General features: G+C 66.0%; 24 protein-coding genes. 1 reads left to right on the top strand and 23 read right to left on the bottom strand.

Features of this window, described 5'->3' with window-relative positions:
- Positions 1–78: 78 nt before the first annotated feature.
- The 13 genes from fliR to fliF all read right to left on the bottom strand — a co-directional run bounded on the left by fliR (position 79) and on the right by fliF (position 11,704).
- Positions 79–921 (bottom strand): flagellar biosynthetic protein FliR, encoded by an 843-nt coding sequence (gene fliR / locus ACWCIA_RS03205; RefSeq protein ID WP_454160910.1) that lies wholly within the window; start codon positions 919–921, stop codon positions 79–81.
- Positions 922–948: 27 nt separating this feature from the next.
- Positions 949–1,218, bottom strand: a complete 270-nt coding sequence (fliQ, locus tag ACWCIA_RS03200) for a flagellar biosynthesis protein FliQ (RefSeq protein ID WP_454160908.1) — start codon at positions 1,216–1,218, stop codon at positions 949–951.
- Positions 1,219–1,228: 10 nt separating this feature from the next.
- A complete protein-coding gene (fliP, locus tag ACWCIA_RS03195; RefSeq protein WP_454160907.1) occupies positions 1,229–1,981 on the bottom strand; it encodes a flagellar type III secretion system pore protein FliP in 753 nt (250 codons plus the stop codon).
- Positions 1,982–2,006: 25 nt separating this feature from the next.
- On the bottom strand, positions 2,007–2,825 hold the full coding sequence (gene fliO / locus ACWCIA_RS03190; RefSeq protein ID WP_454160906.1) for a flagellar biosynthetic protein FliO: 819 nt from the start codon (positions 2,823–2,825) through the stop codon (positions 2,007–2,009).
- Positions 2,822–3,241 carry a flagellar motor switch protein FliN gene (fliN, locus tag ACWCIA_RS03185; RefSeq protein WP_379741604.1) on the bottom strand — a complete coding sequence of 140 codons (420 nt, stop codon included), beginning with the start codon at positions 3,239–3,241 and terminating at the stop codon, positions 2,822–2,824. The genes fliO and fliN overlap by 4 nt, the downstream gene beginning before the upstream one ends.
- Before the next feature lie 15 nt (positions 3,242–3,256).
- Positions 3,257–4,237, bottom strand: a complete 981-nt coding sequence (gene fliM / locus ACWCIA_RS03180; protein WP_454160904.1) for a flagellar motor switch protein FliM — start codon at positions 4,235–4,237, stop codon at positions 3,257–3,259.
- 9 nt (positions 4,238–4,246) lie between these two features.
- Positions 4,247–4,759: a flagellar basal body-associated protein FliL gene (gene fliL, locus ACWCIA_RS03175; RefSeq protein ID WP_454161249.1), complete on the bottom strand. Its 513-nt coding sequence runs from the start codon at positions 4,757–4,759 to the stop codon at positions 4,247–4,249.
- A 298-nt stretch (positions 4,760–5,057) separates the two neighbouring features.
- Positions 5,058–6,347: a flagellar hook-length control protein FliK gene (locus ACWCIA_RS03170; protein ID WP_454160902.1), complete on the bottom strand. Its 1,290-nt coding sequence runs from the start codon at positions 6,345–6,347 to the stop codon at positions 5,058–5,060.
- Positions 6,348–6,375: 28 nt separating this feature from the next.
- Positions 6,376–6,813 (bottom strand): flagellar export protein FliJ, encoded by a 438-nt coding sequence (fliJ, locus tag ACWCIA_RS03165; protein WP_454160900.1) that lies wholly within the window; start codon positions 6,811–6,813, stop codon positions 6,376–6,378.
- A gap of 50 nt (positions 6,814–6,863) precedes the next feature.
- Positions 6,864–8,276, bottom strand: a complete 1,413-nt coding sequence (fliI, locus tag ACWCIA_RS03160; RefSeq protein ID WP_454160898.1) for a flagellar protein export ATPase FliI — start codon at positions 8,274–8,276, stop codon at positions 6,864–6,866.
- Complete coding sequence (gene fliH / locus ACWCIA_RS03155; protein WP_454160896.1) at positions 8,276–9,001, bottom strand: flagellar assembly protein FliH; 726 nt, start codon at positions 8,999–9,001, stop codon at positions 8,276–8,278. The genes fliI and fliH overlap by 1 nt, the downstream gene beginning before the upstream one ends.
- 19 nt (positions 9,002–9,020) lie before the next feature.
- Positions 9,021–10,025 (bottom strand): flagellar motor switch protein FliG, encoded by a 1,005-nt coding sequence (gene fliG / locus ACWCIA_RS03150; RefSeq protein WP_454160894.1) that lies wholly within the window; start codon positions 10,023–10,025, stop codon positions 9,021–9,023.
- Positions 10,022–11,704: a flagellar basal-body MS-ring/collar protein FliF gene (fliF, locus tag ACWCIA_RS03145; RefSeq protein ID WP_454160892.1), complete on the bottom strand. Its 1,683-nt coding sequence runs from the start codon at positions 11,702–11,704 to the stop codon at positions 10,022–10,024. Before fliF ends, fliG begins: the two co-directional genes overlap by 4 nt.
- Positions 11,705–11,894: 190 nt before the next feature.
- Here fliF and fliE point away from each other — a divergent pair, with 190 nt between their 5' ends.
- Positions 11,895–12,257: a flagellar hook-basal body complex protein FliE gene (gene fliE, locus ACWCIA_RS03140; protein WP_454160890.1), complete on the top strand. Its 363-nt coding sequence runs from the start codon at positions 11,895–11,897 to the stop codon at positions 12,255–12,257.
- A 72-nt stretch (positions 12,258–12,329) separates the two neighbouring features.
- On the opposite strand, the gene ACWCIA_RS03135 is transcribed toward fliE, so the two are convergent.
- The 10 genes from ACWCIA_RS03135 to ACWCIA_RS03090 all read right to left on the bottom strand — a co-directional run bounded on the left by ACWCIA_RS03135 (position 12,330) and on the right by ACWCIA_RS03090 (position 21,418).
- Positions 12,330–13,079, bottom strand: coding sequence for a flagellar brake protein (locus ACWCIA_RS03135; protein WP_454160888.1), 750 nt, complete (start codon positions 13,077–13,079; stop codon positions 12,330–12,332).
- Positions 13,072–13,443, bottom strand: a complete 372-nt coding sequence (locus ACWCIA_RS03130; RefSeq protein ID WP_454160886.1) for an EscU/YscU/HrcU family type III secretion system export apparatus switch protein — start codon at positions 13,441–13,443, stop codon at positions 13,072–13,074. The genes ACWCIA_RS03135 and ACWCIA_RS03130 overlap by 8 nt, the downstream gene beginning before the upstream one ends.
- Positions 13,440–14,480, bottom strand: coding sequence for a flagellar hook-length control protein FliK (gene fliK, locus ACWCIA_RS03125; protein WP_454160885.1), 1,041 nt, complete (start codon positions 14,478–14,480; stop codon positions 13,440–13,442). Before fliK ends, ACWCIA_RS03130 begins: the two co-directional genes overlap by 4 nt.
- A 32-nt stretch (positions 14,481–14,512) precedes the next feature.
- Positions 14,513–14,842, bottom strand: a complete 330-nt coding sequence (locus ACWCIA_RS03120; RefSeq protein ID WP_454160883.1) for a flagellar protein FliT — start codon at positions 14,840–14,842, stop codon at positions 14,513–14,515.
- Positions 14,842–15,279: a flagellar export chaperone FliS gene (gene fliS, locus ACWCIA_RS03115; RefSeq protein WP_454160881.1), complete on the bottom strand. Its 438-nt coding sequence runs from the start codon at positions 15,277–15,279 to the stop codon at positions 14,842–14,844. Before fliS ends, ACWCIA_RS03120 begins: the two co-directional genes overlap by 1 nt.
- Before the next feature lie 294 nt (positions 15,280–15,573).
- On the bottom strand, positions 15,574–15,771 hold the full coding sequence (locus ACWCIA_RS03110) for a hypothetical protein (RefSeq protein ID WP_454160879.1): 198 nt from the start codon (positions 15,769–15,771) through the stop codon (positions 15,574–15,576).
- 151 nt (positions 15,772–15,922) lie between these two features.
- Complete coding sequence (locus tag ACWCIA_RS03105; protein WP_454160877.1) at positions 15,923–17,839, bottom strand: putative bifunctional diguanylate cyclase/phosphodiesterase; 1,917 nt, start codon at positions 17,837–17,839, stop codon at positions 15,923–15,925.
- Positions 17,840–18,057: 218 nt separating this feature from the next.
- The gene (gene fliD / locus ACWCIA_RS03100; protein WP_454160875.1) at positions 18,058–20,061 is read right to left on the bottom strand and encodes a flagellar filament capping protein FliD; all 2,004 of its coding nucleotides are present in this window, start codon (positions 20,059–20,061) and stop codon (positions 18,058–18,060) included.
- Positions 20,062–20,153: 92 nt separating this feature from the next.
- The gene (locus ACWCIA_RS03095; RefSeq protein ID WP_454160874.1) at positions 20,154–20,519 is read right to left on the bottom strand and encodes a flagellar protein FlaG; all 366 of its coding nucleotides are present in this window, start codon (positions 20,517–20,519) and stop codon (positions 20,154–20,156) included.
- Between the two features lie 77 nt (positions 20,520–20,596).
- Positions 20,597–21,418: a flagellin N-terminal helical domain-containing protein gene (locus ACWCIA_RS03090; RefSeq protein WP_454160872.1), complete on the bottom strand. Its 822-nt coding sequence runs from the start codon at positions 21,416–21,418 to the stop codon at positions 20,597–20,599.
- Positions 21,419–21,548: the final 130 nt, after the last annotated feature.

The raw sequence follows: 21,548 nt of genomic DNA, 5'->3' as shown, positions 1-21,548 counted from the left end.
CGTAAGCGGACATGAGCGAGGACTTTCGCTTGCAGATCTGGAACACTGCCGGCCGAGGCCGCTGGCGCTTACTGTTGCTTACTGTTGCGGAGAAACAGGCGGCGGAGCAGGAGCAGGCGCCAGCGCCGCCGGCACGCGCTCGCTTGCCGCGCGCGGGATGCGGCGCCCGGCTTCGATGCCTTCGTTGAAGAGGTTCTGGAAGGGAATGTTCAGGTAGGGCAGGGCGACGCTGATGGTCAGCATGCCGACGCCGAGCGTGATCGGGAAGCCGATGCCGAAGATGTTCAGCTGGGGCGCGGCGCGCGTCAGGATGCCGAGCGCGACGTTCACGATCAGCAGGGCGGCGAGGATGGGCAGCGCGATCTGCAGGCCGGCCGAAAAGATGCGCCCGCCCAGGCGCGCCAGTTCCAGCGGCGCGGCGAGCGACAGTGGCGTGCTCGAGATCGGCAGGGTGGTGAAGCTTTCGGTGAGCGAGGCCAGCAGCACCAAATGGGCGTTCACGGCCAGGAAGGCCATGGTCGCCACCATCGACATGAACTGGCTGATCGCGGCCGAGCGGCCCTGCGTGGCCGGGTCGAAAAAGGAGGCGAAGGAAAAGCCCATCGTCGAGCTGGCCAATTCGCCGGCATATTCGATGGCGGCGAACACCAGGCGCATCGAAAAGCCCATCGCCAGGCCGACCAGCAGTTCCTGCACCAGGATCAGCAGGCCCGCGTACGAGGTCGGCTCGACGGCCGGCATCGGCGGCAGATTCGGCGCGACGATCATCGCCACCAGCACGCCGAGGATGACCTTGGCCCGGGTCGGCACGCTGGCGTGGCCGAACAGCGGGGCGGCCGCGATCATGCCGAGGATGCGCGTGAGCGGCCACAGCAGCCCGGCGATCCAGGCGTTGATCTCGACGGAGGTGAGGGTCAGCACCGCTTGCGAGCGCGTCTTAGCCGACCATCAGCCGACCATGCCGGGAATTCCCGTGAAGACCTGGCGCATGTAGTCGAGCATGACCGACAGCATCCACGGCCCGGCAATCGCCAGGGCCAGGAAGACGCCGATCAGTTTCGGGATAAAGGAGAGGGTCGCTTCGTTGATCTGGGTCGCGGCCTGGAAGATGCTGACGACCAGGCCGATGATCAGGGCGATCAGCAGCAGCGGCGCCGACACCATGAGCGTGATTTCCATGGCCGTGCGGCCCATCGTCATGACGGTTTCCGGAGTCATCGGATTGTCCCTAATTGAAGCTCTGGGACAGCGAGCCCAGCAGCAGTTGCCAGCCGTCGACCAGCACGAACAGCATCATCTTGAACGGCAGCGAGATCACGGCCGGCGACATCATCATCATACCCATCGCCATCAGCACCGAGGCGACCACCATGTCGATGATCAGGAAGGGGATGAAGATCGCGAAGCCGATCTGGAACGCGGTTTTGAGTTCGCTCGTGACGAAGGCCGGGATCAGGACGCGCAGCGGGATGTCTTCCGGGCCCTGCAGGGCGGGCGTGCGCGAGATCTTGGCGAACATGGCCAGATCCGCCTGGCGTGTCTGCTTGACCATGAACTCCTTCAGCGGCTGGGCGCCGCGCTGCATCGCTTCCGTCATCTGGATGCGGTTTTCCTGGAGCGGCACGTAGGCGTCGGTATAGATCTTGTCGAAGGTCGGGCCCATCACGAACAGGGTCAGGAACAGGGCCAGGCCCACCATCACCTGGTTCGGCGGCGCGGTCTGGGTGCCGATCGCCTGGCGCAGCAGGGACAGCACGATGATGATGCGGGTAAAACTGGTCATCATCAGCAGCGCGGCCGGCAGGAAGGAAAACGCCGTCATCAGCAGCAGCGTCTGCACCGGCAGCGAATACTGGGTGCCGCCGCCGGGCGCGGCGCTGGTGGTCAGGGCGGGGATGCCGGGCTGGGCCAGCGCAAGGAGCGGTACGAAAAGCGGGAGCAGCAGGGCCGCTCCCAGCAGGAGTTTGGTCTTGGTTCGCATTACCTTGGTTACCTTATCGCGCCGCTTATTTCGCGTTGCGCTTGTCGATCGTCTGTTTCAGCCAGTCGGCGAAGGTCGCCGCCGATGGCGCATGGGGTGCGAGGGTGGCCGAGGCTTGCGCTTCCCCCCTGGGCATGGTCGCCAGCGCGTTCACGCGGCCGGGGGAGGCGCCGACCACGATCCACTGGTCGCCCACTTCCACCACCATGATGCGTTCGCGCCCGCCGATGTTGAGCGCGCCGACCATGCGCAGGTTGGCCTGGTTGCCCGCAACGCGCGGACCGTAGCGTTTCATGGCCCAGGCCAGCGCAACGAGCAGGCCCAGCACCAGCATCAGGGCCAGGATGGTTTGCACCAGGGTGCCGGCGGACGGCGCGGCGGCCGCCTGCCCGACCTGGATCGGCGCCGGGTTGGCCGGCGTGCCGGGGACGGCGGCGGGCGCCGCCGGCATGCTTGCGACGTCGGGCGCCGGGTTCGGCGTCGTTGTGCTCGTGGGGACTTCGCCGACGGTGGTCGCGCGTTCGGCGGCGGGGATGCCGGCAGGTGTACCGGTGCTGCTTGCAGCCGGGCGCGATGGCGCAGGGGCAGGCCGCGTCGACGGGGCAGCCGGGGCCGGGGTCGCGCTCTCCTGTGCAACGGCCGCCTGCTGGCGCGGCGCCGGCGCGGCCGGCTGGGCCACGGGCGCCGCTGCGGGGACTTCCTGCACCGCCGGCTGGGCCGCGCAGGCCGCCAGCGGCATCAGGAGAGAGAGGACGAGCAGTGTCTTCGCCCTGCAGGCGAGCTTCCCGGTGGTGCGGGCGGGAGGGCTGGCAAAGGCGCAGGCGAGGGCGAAGGGCGACATCATTTATTCAGTTTTCTGATCCGTTCCGAAGGCGTGATGATATCAGTGAGACGGATACCGAACTTGTCGTTCACGACCACGACCTCGCCCTGGGCGATCAGGCAGCCGTTCACGAGCACGTCCATCGGCTCGCCGGCCAGGCCGTCGAGTTCCACGACCGAGCCCTGGGCCAGCTGCAGCAGGTTCTTGATCGCGATCTTGGTGCGGCCCAGTTCCACGGTCAGCTGGACCGGGATGTCGAGGATGAAGTCGATGTCGTTCGGGGTGTCCGGACGCACGTTCTTGGTGCCGAAGTCCTGGAACACGGCGGCGCTGGCCTGCTGCTGCTTCTGCAGCGCGGCGGCTTCGGCGGCGGCTTGCTCGGCGATCGCGGCGCCCCAATCGTCGTCGAGGATCTGGTCGTCCTGGTTATCAGACATGGTGTTTCTCCTGAATTACTTGAAGCTGTCGCTGTTGGCCAGCAGTTTTTCGACCTTCAGCGCGTACTGGCCGTTGAAGACGCCGTAAGAGCATTCCATGACGGGCACACCGTCGACGGTGGCCTGGATGGCTTCGGGGACGGTAATCGGAATCACGTCGCCCACTTTCATGTTGAGGATTTCGTCGAAGTTCGCGCGGCCGTGGCCGAGTTCGGCCACCAGCTCGACTTCGGCCACCTGGATCTGCTGCGTCATCAGGCGGATCCAGCGTTTGTCCACTTCCAGGGCCTCGCCCTGGATGCTCGAGGTCAGCGCGTCGCGGATCGGCTCGATCATCGAATACGGCATGCAGAAGTGGATCTGGCCCGACACCGGGCCGAGCTCGATCGTGAAGGTGGACGATACCACGACTTCGTTGGGCGTCGCGATGTTGGCGAACTGGGTGTTCATCTCCGAGCGCACGTACTCGAACTCGATCGGGTAGACCGGCTCCCACGACTTGGTATAGGCCTCGAACACGACGTCGAGGATGCGCATGATGATGCGCTGCTCGGTCTGGGTGAAGTCGCGGCCCTCGACGCGGGTGTGGAAGCGGCCGTCGCCGCCGAACAGGTTGTCCACCAGCAGGAACACCAGGCCCGGGTCGAACACCATCAGCGCGGTGCCGCGCAGGGGCTTCATGTGGATCAGGTTGAGGTTGGTCGGGACCACCAGGTTGCGGATGAATTCGCTGTACTTGGAGACCCGCACCGAACCGACCGAGACCTCGGCGCTGCGGCGCAGGAAGTTGAACAGGCCGATGCGCAGCAAGCGCGCGAAGCGCTCGTTGATGATCTCGAGCGTCGGCATGCGGCCGCGCACGATCCGCTCCTGGGTCGCCAGGTTGTAGGTGCGCACTCCCGAGGTGTCTTCAGGCGCGATCGACTCGTCCTGGTCGCCGTTGACCCCGCGGAGGAGGGCATCGACTTCTTCCTGTGAGAGGAAATTATCGGCCATGATGTTTCTTTACTGGATGATAAACGAGGTAAAGAGGACGTCCGAGACGTCTTGTTCATCGCCGCCCTCGTCGAAGGGCTGCTGGACGACGGCCTTGATCTCGGCCGCGAGCTGCTGCTTGCCCGCGACGGTATTGATTTCCGATGCTTTCTTGCCCGACAGCAGCAGCAAGACGCGGCTGCGCACCTTGGCCATGTTGTCCTTGACCAGGGTGACCTGTTCCGGGCCGCCGACCTGCAGTGTAAACTGGACTTGCAGGTATTGGTCGCCGGCTTCGGGCTGGAGGTTGACGGTGAAGGAATCGACCGGCACGTACTCGGCTTTCACGCCGGCTTCTTTCTTCTTCTTTTTCTTCGGCGCCGCTTCTTCGGCATGCGCCTCGCCGTCGGCGCCGCCCTGCATGAACAGCCAGCCGCCGGCGCCGCCGCCGAGCACGAGCACGGCGGCGACCAGCATGATCACCAGCTTCTTCTTCGAGCCTGCTGCCGGTGCCGCCGCGTCTGCCTTCGGGTCAGCCTTCATTTTCGGATTCGCTTTCAAGATGCCTCTGCTGCTAGGGTTTGCGTAATGATGCCATTATGGGGAAAAAGTGCACCGAGGCAAGCTTTGAAAAGAGGGGGGAAGGCACATTAGCTTGGGGTTTGTGGAAATGCCGCACCATTTCCGTAGGGTGGACGGGTTCCCCGTCCACGCGTCCAAACCACCTGTGAAATGCCTGCTCGGCTAATCTTGCCTAGGTTGAACGCGTGGACGGCAGAGCCGTCCACCCTACAAAAAACGGCCGCATCAGCGCGGCCGTAAAACGGAATAATGTGCGTTGTCAGGCGAAGGTGTCGACCGCCCCGGCTCCACCGAGGATGTTCGTGCGCTGGCGCGGCGTCACCTCGGCCACGGCGCTGTCGCCACCCTGGCCATTGCCGCCATGCCCACTGCCCGGACGGCCGGAACCGTTCCCATCCTGCCCCTGGCGCCCCTCGGCGCCGGCGTTCACCGTCGCGTTGCCGAGCGCGATGCCGCTTTCACCCATCATCTCGCGCAGGCGCGGCAGGGCGTTTTCCAGGGCCTGGCGGACTTCGAGCTGCTGGGCGGAGAAGGTCACGCTGGCCAGGTCGTTCGATACGTTCAGCACCACCTGCACCGGACCGAGGTCGGGCGGGTTCAGTTCGAGCGTGGCGCTCTGGTCTTCGCCGCCCACCATCCAGATCACTTTCTGGCCGACCTGGTTGTCCCAGGCCGGGGTGCCGACGCGTGCGCTCAGGCGGTCGGTCGGAACGCTGCCCGCTGCCTGGGCGGTCTGCAGGGCGGTAGCCTGGGTTGCCAGGCTGCTCAGGGCCTGGACGGCCGGGGCCGGCTCTTTCAATGCCGCTTGCGCATTGGTGTCGCGCAAGGTGGCAGCGAAGTCGCCCGTGTCGGCGGGCAGCTTGGCCGATTGATCAGCCTTGCCCATGTCGAGGGCGCGCAAGGCTATGCCCGGCTCGGCCTTGCCTTGCGGCTGCTCGGTCACGGCCAGGACTTCGCCTTCGAGTTTCACGACCGGCTCGGCGCCATCGACCAGTTTGCCCTTGAGCGCATCGGCCAGCAGGCCGGTCTGCGCCGCCGCAGTTTCGACGACCGGCGCGACGGTCGCTGCAGCCTGCTGCATCTGGTTGAAGCTGGCCACCATGGCCAGCATGTCGACCACGGAATCGGCGACCTTGGCGCCCGGCGTGGCGGCGGCCTCGTCGCCGGTCTTGCCTTCGGTAGCGGCGGTCTTTTCCTCGGCCGGCGCTTTCGCAGCCTCGGCCTTGTCGCTGCCCTCGGCGGCGCGTGCGTTTTCCTTCGCGGGCTCCCTGGCGGTCTCGCGTGCCGGCGCCTTCGCCTCGTTGGCAGCTGGTTTGGCAGGGGGCTGCGGCTTTGGCGCCGCCGCGGGCTGGGGCTGCGCCATCGCCGGCTGCGGCTGGGCCAGCGCCTGGCGCTGTTCCTGCTGGCGCTGCTCGACCTGGCGCTGGTCGATCTGCTGCTGCAGCGTGGCGCCGAAATTCACGCCGTCGTTCGGGGCGGACACGTTGGCGCGCAGGTTCTGCGTCGGCGTGCCCGGGGAGACCTGGATCGGAAGGGAAGTCGTTTGCATGGTCGTCTGTCGTTCAGCGGTGATTTTCTTAACTGCGACGCACGGTGCGCGCCGCGTGGTCGTCCATCATTTTCTGGTCGCGCTTGTTTTCGATGCGGAGCGCCTCGGCCGCCGCCCGTTCGGTCAGGGTGCGGTAGGAGAGGCGCTTGCGCTCGCTTTCCTGCCAGGTCTTCTTTTCCAGCTCGCTCTTGTATTTGGCGTGTTTCAGTACTTCCTGCTGGCCATTGATCGCATTGTCGAGCTTGCCCACGAAGGCCACGAAATTCGCATAGGCAAAGGGCGTAATGCCCGCCATCTGCGCCTGGTCGAGGCGGGCGGCGTAGTCGTCGCGGTAGCCCAGCAGCATCTGCAGTTTCTGTTCCGCCTCTTCGACTCCCTTCAGGGCCGCGCCCAGGCGCTTGGCGGCAGCGTCGGAATCGCGCTGGGCCAGGTCGATCAATGTTTCCAGGGCGGAAGTATTTGCCATAAGGAATTACTTAGTAAAATCCAAGTATAGCGACCGCGCCGCCCGCCCGATCAGCTGAATAGAGAGGTCAATTGCCCCAAGCTCTGGCCCATATTCGTGTTGTCGTGGATCTCCTGGCACAGGAATTCCTCGATTTGCCCGTTCAGGGCGATCGCCTGGTCGAGCACCGGATCGCTGCCGGAGGCGTAGGCGCCGACGCTGATCAGGTCGCGCGAGCGCTGGTAGCGCGAGTACAGCTGCTTCAGTTTGCGCGCGGCCAGCTGGTGCTGGTGCGAGGTGATGCCGTGCATGGCGCGGCTGATCGACTGTTCGATGTCGATCGCCGGATAGTGGCCCGCTTCGGCCAGGTGGCGGTTCAGCACGATGTGGCCGTCCAGGATACCGCGCGCGGCATCGGCAATCGGGTCCTGCTGGTCGTCGCCCTCGGACAGCACCGTATAAAAGGCCGTGATCGAGCCGCCGCCCTCGAGTCCGTTGCCGGCGCGTTCGACCAGCACCGGCAGCTTGGCGAACACCGAAGGCGGATAGCCCTTGGTGGCGGGAGGTTCGCCGATCGCGAGCGCAATCTCGCGCTGGGCCATTGCGTAGCGGGTCAGCGAATCCATGATGAGCAGGACGTTCTTGCCCTGGTCGCGGAAATGCTCGGCGATGGCGGTGGCATAAGCCGCGCCCTGCAGGCGCATCAGCGGCGGGCTGTCGGCCGGCGCCGCGACCACGGCGGAACGCGCCATGCCTTCCTCGCCGAGGATCTGTTCGATGAATTCTTTTACTTCGCGTCCGCGTTCGCCGATCAAACCGACGACGATCACGTCGGCCGTCGTGTAGCGCGCGATCATGCCCAGCAGGACCGATTTACCGACGCCGGTGCCGGCGAACAGGCCGAGGCGCTGGCCGCGGCCGACGGTGAGCATGGCGTTGATCGCGCGCACGCCGACGTCCAGCGTTTCCTTGATCGGCGCGCGGTCGAGCGGGTTCACGGGACGGGCGTTGATCGGCGCGACTTCGCTGGTGTCGAGCGGGCCCTTGCCGTCGAGCGGGCGGCCGGCGCCGTCGACCACGCGGCCCAGCAGTCCCATGCCGACCGGGAGGTGGCGCGCGCGGTCGCTCGGGCGGCGTCGCGGATGGCTCACGGAGCCCGGGCGCGGCACCGGCATCTCGACCGGGAACACGCGCGAGCCGGGCACCACGCCTTCGACATCGCTTTGCGGCATCAGGAACAGGCGCTCGCCCTCGAAACCGACGACCTCCGCTTCGATCTTCGCGCCATTCGGCAGCGGGATGGTGCAGGCGCTACCCACCGCCAGGCGCAGGCCGACGCATTCCATCACCAGGCCGGCCACGCGCGTGACGCGCCCCGACACCTGCATCGGTTCCACGAAACCGAGCAGCGAATCGCAGTCGGCCAGGTAGGATTTCCAGCGCGCCGTATGGCGATCGACAGCGGGGCGGTCGAGGGTGGACATCAGGCCAGCCACTCCACGTTCTTGCCGAGCGCATGGGTCAGCCGTGCCCAGCGCGCCGCCGCCTGGGCGTCGATCTGGTTGCTGGCGGTGTCGACCTTGCAGCCGCCGCGGCCGATCTGCGGATCGGCCACCACGCGCCAGCCGCCCTTGTCGAGTTCATCGGAGAGGGCGGCGCGCACGATCTCGATGTCGTCCGGGTTCAGCGCCAGCACGGCCGGGGCCTGCAGCACCGGCAGGTAGTCGATCGCTTCGCGCACGACCGGGATGATCAGCTCGGGACGCACCTCAAAGGCCGTGCGCACCATCGAACGCGCCAGGTGCAGGGCGAGGTCGAGCACGTCGGAGGCGATGGTCTCGTCGGCCGCGGCCACGGCATCGCCGAAGGTGGTGGCGATCGCGCGCAGGGCGGCCATTTCGTCGGCGGTTTCCTGCTGGCCGGCGGCGAAGGCTTCGCTGTGGCCGGCGGTGCGGCCCTCGGCCAGGCCTTCCGCGTAACCCTCGGCATGGCCTTCCGCGCGGGCGGCCTCGCGGATCGCTTCCAGCTCGGCGGCGGTCGGCAACTGGATAGCTGGCGCAGCCGGAATCGAAGCAGCAGGGGACGCAGGGCGCGCAGCCGCAGCAGCACGTTCCTCGGCCTGGATGCGCGCCGCGAGCGAGCTTGGGCGCTCGTCGCCGAAGGAGGTCATTTCCCAGCGCTTGAAGACGCCTTGCGTGTCTTTGCTCATGTTTATCCGACTCTACCGATCACACGAAGGAATCTTCGCCCTTGCCGCCGAGGACGATCTGGCCTTCGTCGGCCAGGCGGCGCACGATCTGCAGGATCTGCTTTTGCTGCGCCTCGACTTCGGACAGGCGCACAGGCCCCTTCGATTCGAGGTCTTCGCGCATCATCTCGCTGGCGCGCTGGCTCATGTTCTTGAAGATCTTCTCGCGCAGGTCCTGCGAGGCGCCTTTCAGGGCGATGATCAGCATGTCGGACTGCACTTCGCGCAGCAGCAGCTGGATGCCGCGGTCGTCGATGTCGATGATGTTGTCGAACACGAACATCTCGTCCATGATCTTCTGCGCCATGTCGTTGTCGTAGTTCTTGATGTTTTCCATGACCGCGCTTTCCTGCTCGCCCGCCATGAAGTTCAGGATCTCGGCCGCGGTGCGCACGCCGCCCAGCGACGACTTCTTGATATGTTCGTTGCCCGACAGGAGCTTGGTCAGCACGTCGTTCAGCTCGCGCAAGGCGGCAGGCTGCACGCCGTCGAGCGTCGCGATGCGCAGCACGACGTCGTTGCGCAGGCGGTCCGTGAAGTGGGAGAGGATCTCGCAGGCCTGGTCGCGCTCGAGGTGCACGAGGATGGTGGCGATGATCTGCGGGTGCTCGTTGCGGATCAGTTCCGACACCGATTGCGCGTCCATCCACTTCAGGCTTTCGATGCCCGAGGCGTCCTTGCCGCCCAGGATGCGATTCAGCAGCACGGCGGCCTTGTCGTCGCCCAGCGCCTTGGTCAGCACTTCGCGGATGTACTCGTCCGAATCGAGGCCGACGGTCGAGTGGGCGTCGGCTTCGTCGCGGAAGGCTTCCAGCACGTTGACCACCTGCTCGTGCTGCACCGACTTCATGGCCGCCATCGCCGCGCCCAGTTTCAGCACCTCGCGCGGGCCGAGGAATTTCATCACTTCCGCCGCTTCCGACTCGCCCAGGGCCAGCATCAGGATGGCTGCCTTGGTGATACCGTCTTTGTCCTTGTCGCTCATTCCGAACCCACCCATGCCTTGATTACGTTAGCCACGATCCGCGGATCGTTCTGTGCCATTTCCTTTGCCAGCGCCAGGTTGGCGCGGTAGCTGCGCTCGCGCGGCGCTTCTTCGCCCTCCGGCTCGATCGGCTGCCCGTCGGCGCCCAGCGTGACGACGGCATCCTCGTCGTCTTCCTCAATCATCTTTTCCTCTTCCGGCTCCGCGGTCGCCTCGTCGAACTTGCGCACCACAGGGCGCAGCAGCGGGCGCAGGATGCGGAACCAGAGGAAGGCGATGACCGCAGCGATCAGCAGGTACTTGCCGATTTCCTTCGCCAGCGGCAGGTTGGCCGGGTCCTTGTACCAGTCGGGCGCGTTCTCGTCGGGGCGGTCGACGCCGTCGAACGGGGCGTTCGCAACGTTGAGCGTGTCGCCGCGCGCCTGCGAGTAGCCCATCGCCTGCTTCACCAGTTCGTTGATCTGGGCGACTTCGGCGGCCGCCAGCGGCTTCACGGTGACCTTGCCCGTATTCGGGTCGACCGAGCGGCGGTAGTTCACCACCACGCCCACGGTCAGGCGCTTGATGCCGCCCATCGGGCGCTGCTCGTAGCGGATGGTCTTGTCCACTTCGTAATTCGTCGTGGCGTCCTTCCGGCTCGGGCCCGTGGTCGTCTGGGCTGCGCCGGCGGGAGCGGTGCCGTCCAGGGGCGCGGTGGCCACGCCCGGGGGCTGGTTCGACAGCGCGCCCGGGATGCCGTTGGCCGGGCCCGTGGTCGGTCCGAGCTGCTCCGAGGTCTGCTGGCTGCGGATCGCCTGCGGCTCCGGCGGAGAATTCGGCTTGTACATTTCGGCGGCAGTGTCGACCTGGGCGAAATCGATGTCTGCGGTCGCTTCGGCGCGGATGTTGCCCTTGCCGACGATCGGCGTGATCAGGGACTCGACCTGCTTGATGATGTTCTGCTGGACCTGCTCGACATACTTCAGCTGGGTCGCGTCGAGCTGCTTGCCGAGGCCCGTGTTTTTCGGCTGCTCGGACAGCAGGTTGCCGTTCTGGTCGACCACGGTGACGTTGCCGGTCGTGAGTTCCGGGATGCTCGAGGCCACCAGGTGGACGATGGCGCTGACCTGGCCCGGGTCGAGCGCGCGGCCGGCCTGCAGGTTGAGCAGCACCGAGGCGGTCGGCTTTTGCTGGTCGCGCACGAACACCGAGGGCTTGGGCAGCGCCAGGTGCACGCGCGCACCGGCGACCGAGCCGAGCGACTGGATCGAACGCGCCAGTTCGCCTTCCAGCGAGCGCTGGTAGTTCACCTGTTCGAGGAATTGCGAGACGCCCAGCTTCTGGTTTTCCATCAGCTCGAAGCCGACGTTGCCGCCTTTCGGCAGGCCTTGCGCGGCCAGTTTCAGGCGCAGGTCGGGCACCTGCTCGGCTGGCACCAGGATCGCGCTGCCGCCTTCGGAAAATTTGTAGGGCACGCCCATCTGGTCGAGCGAGGCGGTGATCGCGCCGCCGTCCTTGTCGCTGTAATTGGCGTACAGCACGCGGTAGTCCGGCGCCGAGTTCCACATCCACAGCGCGACCACGACCGCCAGCACGGCCGCCACGCCACCACCGATGAGCACGTTTCGACCCATGGGGGTCTTCAGGAACGGTTGCGGCTGGGCAGGGGTGTCGAGCAGGTCGTCGGCGGTCGCGGCCATGTTGTTGTCCAAGGGAAAAAGGAGATCAGGCCGCATTATGGAGCCATACGGCAACATTTAAAGGGGAGAATAGGGGCCGGTTTCCCCTCCTGCTCGGGGCAGGCGCTTGCATGGACGCTGGTAACCTGCAAGCCTGACATCGCTCCCATCCAGCTTCCGGGAGCACGCAAGCGATAGAACAGGAGAACCCATGAACGTAGGCGGAATCGACAGCAGCCGGATCGAAGCCATGATGGCCCAGCTCAAGGCCGCGGCCACCAAGCCCGCTGCGCCCGCATTGGCGCCAGGCGGCCTGAGCGGCGTGACGGGCGTCAACGAAGGCGCCTCCAAGGTCAGCTTCTCGGACGCGCTGAAGAACTCGCTGCAGCAGGTCAGCGACACCCAGAAGCATTCCCAGGAACTGAGCCAGCGTTTCACGATGGGCGACGAAAGCGTCAGCCTGTCGGACGCGATGATCGCGATGCAGAAGTCGAGCATCTCCTTCCAGGCGACGGTGCAGGTGCGCAACAAGTTGGTGTCGGCCTACCACGAGATCATGAACATGCAGGTGTGAAGTCTTCCAGCATGACGTGAAAACGGGCTGCGTTCCATTCGGAAGGCGGCCCGTTTTTATTTGCGCGGGGTATTACCCCAGCCCGGCCAGCTTCGCATTCCGCTCGCGCTCAAGCCGGGTGATATAGCGCTGCACCGCCGCCATGTTGCCGCGCGAAATATCGACGAACATGCAGCCGATGCGGCGGCTCGTCTTGTTGTTCAACATGGTCACGTCGAGCGCGTTGCGCACTTGCAGCGAGGTCGTCACCGTGCCGATCTCCGGCAGGTCGATGCGGCAATTCGTGAACGTCTGCCCGATCGTCGAGTTCAGCATCATCTTGTTGTCGAGCAGGGCGACGCCGCCGCAGCTGATGTCGGCCAGCGGGAAGGTGGCGTTGCCGCCGCCCAGCTCGAAGGGCATCGGCACCAGCGCCGGCACCGGGTTGGTGACCGGGGTCGGCATGCGGTAGAACTCGCGGCGCTGCAGGCGGATCAGCGAGGCGGGAATGTCGGTGGCGAGGGCGGCCGAGCCTTCGAAATCGGTGTCGCGCACGCCGTCCAGGCTGAACAGGATGCGGATCTTGTCGAGGTAGGTTTCGCAGGTGACGCTGCGGGCGTTTACGATGCGCTCGTTCTGCTCGCGGTTGATCGAGCGGTCGAGGACGAATTCGCCGGAATCGGGATCGACGTCGAGGATCGAGGTCACGCAGACGTCGGCCTCGCCTTTGATCTTCATGCGGATCAGTTGTTTCTTTTCTTCGATCTGGCGCAGCAGCGCGACGATTTCCCGGCGCGAAGTGACTTCGTAGTCGTGCCAGTTTTCCAGTTCTGCGTCATACATTGCTTGCATCTTGTTCCGCCGCTGTTCCAGGTAAAAGTACAGATGAGTCGAGGAGGAGCGCGCTGTCGGGAGCGGCCGGGAGGGGCTGGCCAGATTGTTGCGCTGACTCAATATGATATAGCCATGCCAACAGTTCCGCAATTGCGCGGTAAAGGGCGGGTGGAATCTGGCCGTCGAGGTCGATGTCCATCAGCAGCGACACCAGTTCCTTCGATTCGTGGACGAAGACGCCGGCCTCGCGGGCGCGCTCGATGATCTGTTCCGCCACCAGCCCATGGCCCTTGGCGACCACCGTCGGCGCCTGCGAGCCGGCGGCGTAGGCGAGGGCGACGGCGTGCTGGCGCTTCGGGACCACCGGGTTCATGGCGCCTGCCGTTCCTGGATGCGCAGCGCCGCCAGTTCGGCGCCGGCCGCTTCCAGGGCAGCCTGCAGGCGCGGCGCGCCCTCGCGCAAGAGTCCCGTGGCGCCGTCCGCTGCCTGCAGGTCCACATGCAAGCGGTTGCCGCGCAGGCTGACGCGCGCCTCGACCTCGCCCAGCAAGGCAAAACGCAGGCGCAGCCGGCTTTCCCAGCCGGGCGCCTCGCCCTGTTCGGGGCGCGCCTCGCCGCCATCCTCGCGCGTGATGTCCCACTGGAAGGGCTGGCCCGGCCCCAGCTGACCCTGCCAGGCGAGCTGCCCGCTTTCGTGCGTGGCCAGTTGCTGGTTGATGAGCTGGGCGGTGGCGGGCTCGGTCGGCGGCGTGCCGGGCGGCTTGTGCGCTTGCGGCTCGGCCATCAGCTCGGCCAGCGGCCGCTTGCCTTCGGCCCATTGGGCCAGGTGCGATTCGTAGAACAGGCCGCTTTTTGCGATCGCCTGCTGCAGCTGGCCGGCCAGTTGGGCCGGGTCGGGTGCGCCCTGCGGCGCCAGCGGCGCCGTGCCCGCAAGCGGCGCGGCCGGCCCCGGCGCGCCGCCCTGCAGCACCTGGGACAGCAGGCGCGCGGCCGGGCTCAGGTCGGCGGCCTCGTGCTGGCTGCCCGGCTGGAGCAGGGGAGCGGTGGCGGCGGCGACGCTGGCCGCGAACGAGGCGGCGTTCGCCGTCAGCGGCACCAGCTTGCCTTGCAGGGTGGCATCGCCCAGGCCGAAGGTCAGCTGCGGCGAGGCGGCGAGGACGGTCATCGTGAGCTGGCTACCTGGCGCCGTGCCGGGCGGCAGCATCATGCGGACCGGCGTCTCCGCCACGCGCACCATGAAGCTGCCGTCGTGCATGCGCGCCAGCACCGATACCGGCACCTTGTTGCCGATCATGGCCGCCAGCGTGCGCTGGAAGGCTTCGAGGCGCGGGTCGGCGCTGCGTTCGAGCGGCGCCCCCGGCCGGACCGGCAGCGGGGCGCTGACGCCGGGACTGGGAATGCGCTCGACCATGGGTCAGGAAGGGGAGATGCGTCTGCCGTGGGTCAGACGCTGCCGTAGGCGTTGGCGAGGCGGCGCTGGGTGCCGGAATTGCTGATCAGGGCCGACAGCTGGGCCATCCACGGCATGGTCAGGTCGCGGATGCGGCGGTCGTCGGCGAGGATGCGGCGAATGCAGTCGAGCTTGGCCTGGCGCCCGCTCGGGTTGAGTTCGACCGCCGCCTCGCAGCGCTTGAGGATGTCGACGTGCTCGGTGCAGCGCTGCTCGAGGACCACCAGCTGGTCCCAGTCGCCCGCTTCGGCGGCGGCCAGCATCTGCCCGGTCAGTTCGGCCACCGCGGCGTATTCGGACAGCACTTCCTGGTTGGTCATCATCAGGCGCTCGCGAGGACGGTGGATGGCGCCATGTCTGCCTGGGCCGGCTTGTCGCCGATTTGCGTCCAGGCGTCGCGCAGGTCGGCCAGCAGCACCTGCACTTCCTCGAGCATGGCCGGCTTGTTCTCCAGGCTGGCGGTCAGCAGGCGCTGGGCCATGTAGACGTACAGCGAATCGAGGTTGGCGGCGATGTCGCCGCCGCCTTTCTTGTCGAGGCTGGCGCGCAGGCCGTTGTTGATGATGTCGAGGGCCTTGCCGATCGCCACGCCTTTTTCGGCGATCTGGCCGGCCGCCATGTGGCGGGCCGCGGTCTTGATGGCGGCCAGTGCGCCGTCGTACAGCAGGACGATCAGTTTATGGGGCGAGGCGGAAATCACCGAGGTTTCCAGTCCCACTTTGGCGTAAGCGTTGACGCCGCGCTGCATCGATCCAAACATCGTGAACCTCCAATACTTCCATGGCTGGGGGAGAGCATGCCTGCGCGCTCTGCCCCTGATAAATTGTGTGCCGCATCTGCAAGGCCACGGTATCGACGCCGGCCTGCCATTGTTCAGCGAGGGTAGTTTACTGGCTTAACGGCAGCTTCTAACGGGACTTGAGAGCAGGGAATACCCGGCTTTTTACGGCTTTGTCATCCAGATAAGGGAGCGATGGCGCGAAAAGCAGGGGAAGACGGAAGGATCAATGGCTTGCGCAGCAACAAAAAAGCCAGCTGCGCGGTGTGCGGCAGATCAGTCGTTGCGTGGTTGCTTGCGGCGTTCGTGATGGCGCCGCGACTCGGGCGATTGCAGCGCGCGGGTGAGGATGGTGCGCGGGACGTTACAGGTGTCGAGATAATTCAGGGCGAAATCGACGCCCCGGATATCGACCAGGTAGAGAGCATATTCGGCGGTCAGCGCCGTCTGCTCGTCGGTTCTTCGTTGGGTCATCATGCATTCACCGTTCATCAGGGGCGAGCGGCATGATACCGCACCAGGCCTGCCCGCACTCCACGCACATTGCGCATTAACACAATGATATCCATGCCGGAGGCGCACACCGGAGCCAATTGTGAGAAATTGTTTCCGTTGCAAATACACATCATGCCGACGCTTTGCGCGGCGGCCGTCCCTGTTCTGGCCGCACGGCCAGATAGCGCCCGGCGTCGAGCGCATCGAGCGGGCGGGCATACAGGAAACCCTGCGCCTGGTCGCAGCCGCTGTCGCGCAGGGCGCCGGCCTGGGCCGCCAGTTCCACCCCCTCGGCCACCACGCGCAGGTTGAGCCGGTGCGCCATCGCCACGATCGCCCCCACGATCGCGCGCGAGTCGGCGCTGTGCACCATGTCGTGGATGAAGGACTTGTCGATCTTGAGCTTGTCGATCGGCAGGCGTTTCAGGTAGCTGAAGCTCGAGTAGCCGGTGCCGAAGTCGTCGATGCTGAGGGTGACGCCGAGCTTCTTGAGCCTGTGCATGATCGCCAGGCTGCGTTCCGGATCGGCCATCGACACGCTTTCCGTCAGTTCCAGCTCGAGGGCGTCCGCGCCCAGCCCGGCGCCCTGCAGCAGGTGTTCGATGGTCGCTACCACATCGCCCTGCAGGAACTGGCGCGCCGACAGGTTGACCGCGACCGGCACCTGCGGCAGGCCCTCCTCGCGCCAGGCGGCCATCTGCCGAATCGCGGTGGCGACGATCCATTCCCCGATCGGGACGATCAGGCCGGTTTCCTCGGCGATCGGGATGAATTCGTCGGGCGAGACGATGCCGTATTCCGGATGCTGCCAGCGCAGCAGCGCTTCGAAGCCGGCCAGGGTGCCGCCGCGCAGGTCGATCTTGGGCTGGTATTGCAGGTAAAGCTCCGCACGCTCGAGGGCGCGCCGCAGGTGGCTTTCGAGCGCCATCCGGCGCCCGAGCTCGTGGCGCTGGTGCAGGGCGAAGTGTTCGATGCGGGCGCCGCCCAGGGCCTTGGCATGGCGCATGGCCGCGGCCGCGTTGTTGAGCAGCACATCGGCATCCTCGCCGTCATGCGGGAAGCAGGTGAAGCCGATGCTGCAGGTGAGGGCGATTTCGTGGCCCGACCAGAACACGCTGTGGTTGACCGTGTCCATCAGCCGGCGCAGGCGCGCCGTCAGCCCCGCCGGTTCCACGTTCGCGCCGGCCTGGTCGAGCACCAGCACGAACTCGTCGTTGCCGGTGCGCGCCAGCGTTTCGCCCGGCGCCAGGTGAGCCTTCAGGCTGCGGGTCACCGCCACCAGCACCTCGTCGCCGGCGGCGTGGCCCAGCGCCTTGTTGATGCGCTTGAAGCGGTCGATGTTGAGGCAGGCCACCACGGCCGAGGCGCCGCGGCCGCGCCACTCGTCGATGCCGGCGCGGATCGCGCGCAGCAGCGCCTGGCGGTTGGCCAGGCCGGTGAGGGTGTCGTGGGTCAGCAGGAATTCGACCTGGCCGGCGGCGCTGGCCAGCTGGGCGCTCGGTGCGTCGTGCTGCAGGTTGTTGTGCAACTGCGCATGCAGTTCCTGGGCCGCGTAGGCCAGCTGGCGGTGATAGATCAGCTCCTCGACCATGCGCGCCAGTTCGTGCAGCTCGGCCAGTTCGGCTTCGCCGATCTCGCGCGGCCGGGTGTCGATGATGCACAGGGTGCCGAGCTTGGCGCGCTCGACCGAGTACAGCTGCACGCCCGCATAAAAGCGGATGAAGGGCGCGCCGGTCACGATCGGGTTGTCTGCGAAGCGCGGGTCGCCGGCGGCGTCCGGGACGACCAGCGGGGCGTCGGAGAGGATCGCGTGGCCGCAGAAGGACACGTCGCGCGAGGTGTAGTGCGAGGCAAAGCCGCAGCGCGACTTGAACCACTGGACATCGCTGCCGACCAGGGAAATCAGCGCGGTCGGCACATCCAGCAGCTTGGCGGCCATGCGCGTGATGCGGTCGAAGGCTTCCTCGGGGCCGGTACCGAACAGGTTGGTCGCGTACAGTGCGGCCAGGCGTTTTGCCTCGTCAACCGGAATCTCTGGTTTCTGCATAGTTCACAATTTACCGGCGTGCCATCCGGTACCTGTACATAGGGGCGCGATGCCGGAATCCGCTATTTTTAGGAATGCGGGCCCGACAGGAATTGTGTCATGCTTTAATGTGCGGAAACGTGATATCAGGTCGTCCGGTGCGGGTGACCAAGACGGTCATTCGGAAATAAAAAAAGGCCGGCTACGGGGCCGGCCTGCTGTGTCGAAAAGCCCGATGCTTAGCTGATCATGTTGCTCAGCGCCGTGAGCTGCTGGGACAGGTAGGAACTGGTCGAGTTCATGCGGGCAACCGTGGCGTCGAGCGCGCTGTACTGGGCGCGCAGGCGCTGTTCGGTGGCCGCGAGGCGGTCTTCCATGCGTACCCGGTTGTCCGCCAGGCTCTTGATGGAGGAATTGAGCCCGTCGGTACGCGAGGCCAGCGGCCCTTTCGAGCTGTCGAGCAGGGTGGTCATCAGCTGGTCGAACTGGGCCGCATAGCCGCGGGCATAGCTGACGGTGCCGCGGTCGCCGGTGTCGCCGTCGATGCGCAGCGCCAGGCCTTCGGCCGGGCTGCCGGCATCGGCCGTCAGGGTGCGCCCGGAGCCGGTGGCCGGCTTGCCGCCGATGGTGCCGGCGACATTTTGCCCGGCGGTCGAGGTGGCCGAACCGAACAGGTCGGCGGCGCCGCTGCCGGCGATGACGATGTTCGAGGCGGAACCGTAGCGGCTCGAGGTCATGCCGAGCACGCCCCCGCTCTCGGTGACGGTGACGCTCGATCCGGCCGACGAGAACGCCGCCACGCCGTTGATCTTCGATTGTAGCTCGGCAGCCAATTCGGCGTGCGTGCCATAGATACGCGATTCGAGCGTGACGGTTGCTTTTACTCCGTTGAGCGTGACGTCGAGCACATTGTTGCCGGTGCTGAGATCGAGGTTGGCGGCGCCGTCGCCGGCGAGGCTGCCCTGGGTCGCCTGCTGCGTGACCTGCACCGCATAGGTGCCCGCCACCGTCTTGGCGCTCGCCCCTGTGAACGACACCAGGCTGTCGCTCGGCTTGCCGGTCGCAGCGAACAGGCCGGCGATGTCGTTGAAATTGTTCTCGATGGCTTTTTGCAGCTTGGCGTCGTCGACCGCCATCACGCCCGCCTTGACCGTCACCCCGATGTCGGACAACATGGTAAAGCCGGTGCCGCCGTTGGCCACCGGGCTGCCCAGCAGGGAGCGCAGCTGGGTCTGCATGCTGCGGACCGTCGCGTCGCCGTTCAGTACGGCGGCCTTCTTGGTGGCCGGGTTGTAGGCCGTCAGGTCGTTCATCTTCTTGTTGATTTCATTGAAGGCGCTGACGAACTTGCCGACCGACTCGGTGACCGTCTTGGTGTCGCGCGTCACGCCGACCGTGGTGGGCGTGCCGGCGTTGGTCTTGGCCAGGGTCAGGGTCACGCCCTCGATGGCGCTGGTGACCTTGTTGGTGGCGCTGCTGATCGCCAGGCCGTCGAGCTTGAACTCGGCGTTTTGCGCCTTGACCGTTTCCGTCATTGCCTGGGCGCCTGCCGGGTCGTGGCTCAGCAGATTTTGCAGCCCGGCCGCGCCATCCACGCTGATCTTCATGCTGCTGGCCTTGCCGGTGGCCGTTTCGGTCAGGACCAGGCGGTGGGGCGTGGCGCTGCCGTCGTTGACGAGCGATGCGGTGACGCCGATGCCGGCCTTGTTGATGGCGTCGCGGATGCCGGCCAGCGAACTGTTGGTCGGGTCGATAGTGACGGTCTTGACGCCGGTGCCGCTGGAAGCGAAGGTGGCGCCGGTGTACTTGCCGGTCGCGCTGTCGAACGTGCCTGTCTCACCAAGGCTAATCGTGCCCAGGTCGAAACTGATGGTGCCGCCCCCGAGCTGGGTCGTGGCGCTGGCCTGGCCTTTCGATGCCAGCTTCTGGGCCTGCGCCAGCGAGCTCACTTCGAGCGAATAGTTGCCGGGGGCTGCGGACGAGCCGGCAGTGGCGGTGGCGACCGCGGCATCGCCGACGCTCGTGGTCAGCGCCTGGAACTTGCCGATGTCCGCCAGGCCCTGGGCCGCGTTCTGGAAAGTGGAGAACGCGCTCTTGAGCGTGCCGATGGCCGACAGCTTTGCCTGGAACCCCGCAACCTTCTGGTCGAGCAGCGTCAGCGGCCTTTTCTCGAAGCTCATCAGCTGGGTGATGATGTTTTCGATTGGCAGGCCGGAACCGATGCCGGCTGAGGTGAGAGCCATGTTGCCTCCGGGGGAAAACTGGAATATACGTTAATAACGGCGCGGCGAAGCCGTACTTTAGAGGGGGAAAGACCCGTCTGTTCCCGCTTCGCTTACGCCGTCGCCCTGACCATCAGGCTGTGCAGCTTGTCCAGCGCCTTGGCAATCTCGATTGCTTCGCGCGACGGCATCTGGCGGATGACTTCCTGGGTGTCCTTGTCGACCACCTTCACCACCGAGCGGTCGCTGTCACGGTCGATCGAAAACTCCAGTCCCGGCGAGCGGTCCTGCAGCGCAGTGTTGATGCTCTCGAGCGCCTGCTTGAGCTCGTCCTTGTCGGGCGCGGCGCCGGCCGGCTTGGGCGCATCGATCCAGATCGGGGTCGAGGCTGGGGCCGGCTGGGCGCTTGCGGCGCCGCGCTCGGCGGCCGGCGGCGGTGGGAAGGCGGCATGCATGTTGCTGGTCGAACGGATGTCCACGATAGCTCCTTGAAATCAGAAAAACCCGGCCGACGAATCGGACCGGGTTATCTTCCCACGCTGGGCGAGAGGGGCGATTAGCCGCGCAGCAGGGCCAGCACGCCGTTCGGCAGCGAGTTGGCCTGGGCCAGCATCGCGGTACCTGCCTGCTGCAGGATCTGGCCGCGGGTCATGCTGGCGGTTTCTGCGGCGAAGTCGGTGTCCATGATGCGGCTCTTTGCAGCGGACTGGTTCTCGACCGACGACTGCAGGTTGCTGATCGAGTACGACAGGCGGTTCTGGGTGGCGCCCAGGTCGGCGCGCAGTTCCGTCACGCTGGCCAGTGCCTCGTCGAGGGTGTCCAGCGCGGCGATCGAGCCGGTTGCATCGCTCAGGTCGGCGGCGCCGATGGCGCTGGCGATCGTTTCCAAGTCGGTTGCCTTGATCGAGATCGTGTCGCCGTTGTCCGCGCCAACCTGGATGTCGATGTCGACCGCGTCGTCCGCCAGAATGTTTTTGCCGTTGAACTTGGTGTCTTGCGCCAGGCGCAGCACTTCCTCTGCCAGTGCGTCGAATTCCTTTTTCAGGTTGGCCGAGTCTTCGGTCGCGTTGGTGCCGTTGGCGCCCTGCACAGCCAGCTCACGCATGCGCTGCATTGCTTCGGTTGCAGTCGCCAGTGCGCCGTCTGCAGTCTGGGCCAGCGAGATACCGTCGTTGGCGTTGCGGATGGCCTGCGACATGCCGCGCACCTGGGTGTCCATCTTGGTTGCGATCGACAGGCCGGCCGCGTCATCCTTGGCGCTGTTGACGCGCAGGCCCGACGACAGGCGCTGCAGCGAGTTGGTCAGCGAGGTTTGCGAGGTGCTCAGGTTGCGCTGCGAGTTGAGGGAGGCGGTATTGGTGTTGATGTATGCGGCCATGATGTTTCTCCTGACTAGTAATTTCGGTTGGGCTAAGTGCCGCGTGTGACCTGCTTCTCTTTTCGTTCCGAGACAATCACACCGCAGTTGAATCAGGTAACGGAGGCTTTCAAAAAAAGTTGATGGTGGG

The sequence above is a fragment of the Massilia sp. SYSU DXS3249 genome, from assembly GCF_053668055.1.
The sequence above is the reverse complement of the archived record's forward strand: the minus strand, read 5'-3'. Positions and strand labels throughout refer to the sequence as shown.